Source organism: Marinobacter excellens LAMA 842 (genome assembly GCF_001574445.1).
Taxonomy (GTDB): domain Bacteria; phylum Pseudomonadota; class Gammaproteobacteria; order Pseudomonadales; family Oleiphilaceae; genus Marinobacter; species Marinobacter shengliensis.
In genome coordinates this window covers 1-2,835 of the sequence record NZ_LOCO01000052.1, presented here as the reverse complement: position 1 = coordinate 2,835, position 2,835 = coordinate 1, and the positions used below count along the sequence as shown (strand labels likewise).

The 2,835-nt window shown below is 52.6% G+C and carries 3 protein-coding genes; all 3 read right to left on the bottom strand.

Annotation, left to right across the window (positions count from 1 at the left end; genetic code table 11):
* Positions 1–195: 195 nt before the first annotated feature.
* A complete protein-coding gene (locus tag J122_RS19965) occupies positions 196–480 on the bottom strand; it encodes a hypothetical protein (protein ID WP_061334034.1) in 285 nt (94 codons plus the stop codon).
* 476 nt (positions 481–956) lie between these two features.
* Positions 957–1,421, bottom strand: coding sequence for a hypothetical protein (locus tag J122_RS19955; RefSeq protein WP_082780663.1), 465 nt, complete (start codon positions 1,419–1,421; stop codon positions 957–959).
* A 523-nt stretch (positions 1,422–1,944) separates the two neighbouring features.
* Positions 1,945–2,391, bottom strand: coding sequence for a hypothetical protein (locus J122_RS19950; RefSeq protein WP_061334028.1), 447 nt, complete (start codon positions 2,389–2,391; stop codon positions 1,945–1,947).
* Positions 2,392–2,835: the final 444 nt, after the last annotated feature.

Genomic DNA, 2,835 nt, shown 5'->3' with positions numbered 1-2,835 from the left:
GTCGATGTACAAACTAGCAATGTACACAAATGTCACAAAAAGCCAGCTCGAAAACACCGCCCCTGCAAACCTCATGCTTTGCACCTAACGCCAATATTCAGCGGCGACCTTTACGCAGCGAAGCGGAGGAAAGGGCGTCCGGTGGAGGCCCATCGGGACCGGAACGAACTGGAATGACTGGTTAGAAGGGTTAACTTACTCCTCTCGGTCGAACGCCTTCCACTTTCGTTTTCCCGAATGCAGAACCTTATGCTGCCAAGTCACTGCGAGAAGCGCTAACACCAGAAAAACCGTCGCACCGCTCCCTGCCTTGAAGCCAAGCTCTGATGTGAAAAGCCACCAGATAAACGCTAGACCAACAATGGCGAATGTCATGACAAAGGCTTTTGATCGCTTTTTGCCAAGCTGGCCACCAATAGGCTTATTGAGGGTGGTACTGATCCAGTTGTCACCCTGGGCTTGTTTGCGATGTCTGCTCATATACCTTCTAACGCTTGCGGTAACCGGCGCCGGAGCGCAGCGGAGGGAACCAAAAGCTGTAAGCTTTTGGCGTCCGGTTGACCGCCTGGTTAGTGGCCGGTCACCACCAAGGTCTCCCTTGGCACCCAGCGCTGCATGCCCTCTCCCGAACAGCTTGCACCAACCAGACGGATGGCGAAAGGAACCAGAACGCAAACCGCACCAACCCGATTACTGTTTGAACTGGACGGCCCTGCGACTGGGGCACGCCATGAATAACCATGCTGCGGGTGACTTTGGCAACCAACCCCGACAGCAACTTTTCCGGCCTTGGCCATCACCAACAAAGGCGGCTTTGCAGCCAAGTCCGATGCCAAGGCCCTTGCACTGAGCCCGCCAAAAATGAAGACGGCCTGGGCCATTAACGCTTGCAGCATGCGCGCCCATGGAATGGAGCCAAAGGCGCAATGTAATGGGCGTCGCCGTGCCTGCACTGGTTATGTGCTGCTACGGCGCTGCACCACGGTTTTATTGATGACGCGTCGATTGATCTTCTGCTTCCAGGCAATTTGCTTGGGCGATAATTTCCGTTTTCTGCGTGTGTCCATCAAGAACTTGTATTCTTGATCAAAGATGTAGCCAAGCTTGAAAGCATGATAGATCAGGTCTTCGTTTGCATTGGCGGTGTCGTCTGCCGCTATGCGGCGAAGCCCAGCGAAAAGATTGCCGGTCTTAATACCGATGAAGCGATTAATACATACGTTACCGACGTACGTGGTGTTGCCATTGATCTGATTGCGGATGTAGCAATGCTCTTTGATGTCTTGGCCGCAAGGGCAGCTATCAAATTCTTCGCTGACCTCCACCCCAATGAGCGCCCATTCAGTTCTCGCGGTATCAAAATCGGTTGCCACTGAAAGGGGGAGAATGTGAGCAGCCAAACGTTCTCGATTATGATCCACACTACCTCCCCATGAACACATAACGCGAAGCTTAGCGGCGCCCTTGTAATGGAGGCGAAGCCGCAATGTAAAGGGCGTCCGGCGGCCATCGGCCGCGCACTACAGCGACTGGTTAGTGGCAGGTAATGATACTGCCGGCTCCCTGGCACTGACCTTGACGGCCTACTCCGTAACCCGGCACCGACATGAGCCGATGCACTCTGTTTGAAACACCGCCAACGATGCGGTGAATGAACCTGAACTCAAAGGTAGCAGATCCAGACCCAATTTTCGGCGGACGACCCCACACGGTGAACACCGAATTTCCCGCCAAAACTCTTGCTTACTGATGCAACCAAACCGAACGCGGATTTTGACGGCCTTGGTGCTCACCAGATTACGCGGGTTTGGCAACCAAGCACGGCACCAAGGCCCCCGGCACACAGCAGCCCAAAAGAACCGAAGCCACAGCCACTAACGCAGAGCGCACCGGCGACCTTGACGCAGCGAAGCGGAGACAAGGGCGTCCGAGTGCCGCGTTTTGTTAGGCCGGATCTTTGGCTTCGGGGCCAAGTAATTGAGCACAAATGCTATGCCATACCACTGCATCTAGCGCCATAGCAGTTTCCGGCGCAATTTTGCCCACAAGCGCTGGATGGGGTGCAAATCCAAATACCTGACCTGGGCCACGACTAACCCCACGCTCTTGAAGCTGCCACACGACCTCTGGCATCAGATTGGCATCTTGCCACTCTTTGGAGTTCATGCACTCACCGAAATCAGCGTAAGACTCAGCAACTTGCCGAACAACACCATCGAGAACATCCAGAACATGGACCGTGTCATCAGGACGAAGAAAATAGAAGTCCCCAAATGCAGAAAGGCCAATTGGCTGAAGGGATCCGCTTATGAGCGGTGCCCACTGGGCAACGATGTTGCGAAAATCAATCTCGGGACCCTGAAGAAATATTTCTTCCCAGCTAAGACTCACTATTGTTCATTCCTTAGGCCTAACAGTGAATTATACGAACACATTCGTATATCCCGCGTTCGTATAACTCCACCCAAAACGCGCCCAAAATTTCATACTTTTCCTTTCAAAAACAAAAGGATAAAAGCATTTTATAACGGCTACCGCCGGAGTTATACGCCCTCTTTCGAGCCACCCCAGCCCCTACATAGGGGCGTATAACTCCACCCCTGAAAATCCTAGTTTCTAACCATATCAGAAGGTTACAAACATTTCCTATCCATTTTTCCGGAGTGTTGCGAACGCGTTCGTATAACTACAGCCTCTATCAGGGATTGACAAATTTGCACACCAATATACTGTATATCCATGGCTCTTCACTTATCCGTGTGGGTTGGGTGCCATAGGCAGCCCGCCATAATGGAACAAGATTGCCCGTTTGAATCTCTCCTTGCTCCGGAATCC

Coding starts and splice junctions, on each gene's coding strand:
- J122_RS19965 (WP_061334034.1), bottom strand. CDS start 480: ATGAGCAGACATCGCAAACAAGCCCAGGGTGACAACTGGATCAGTACC.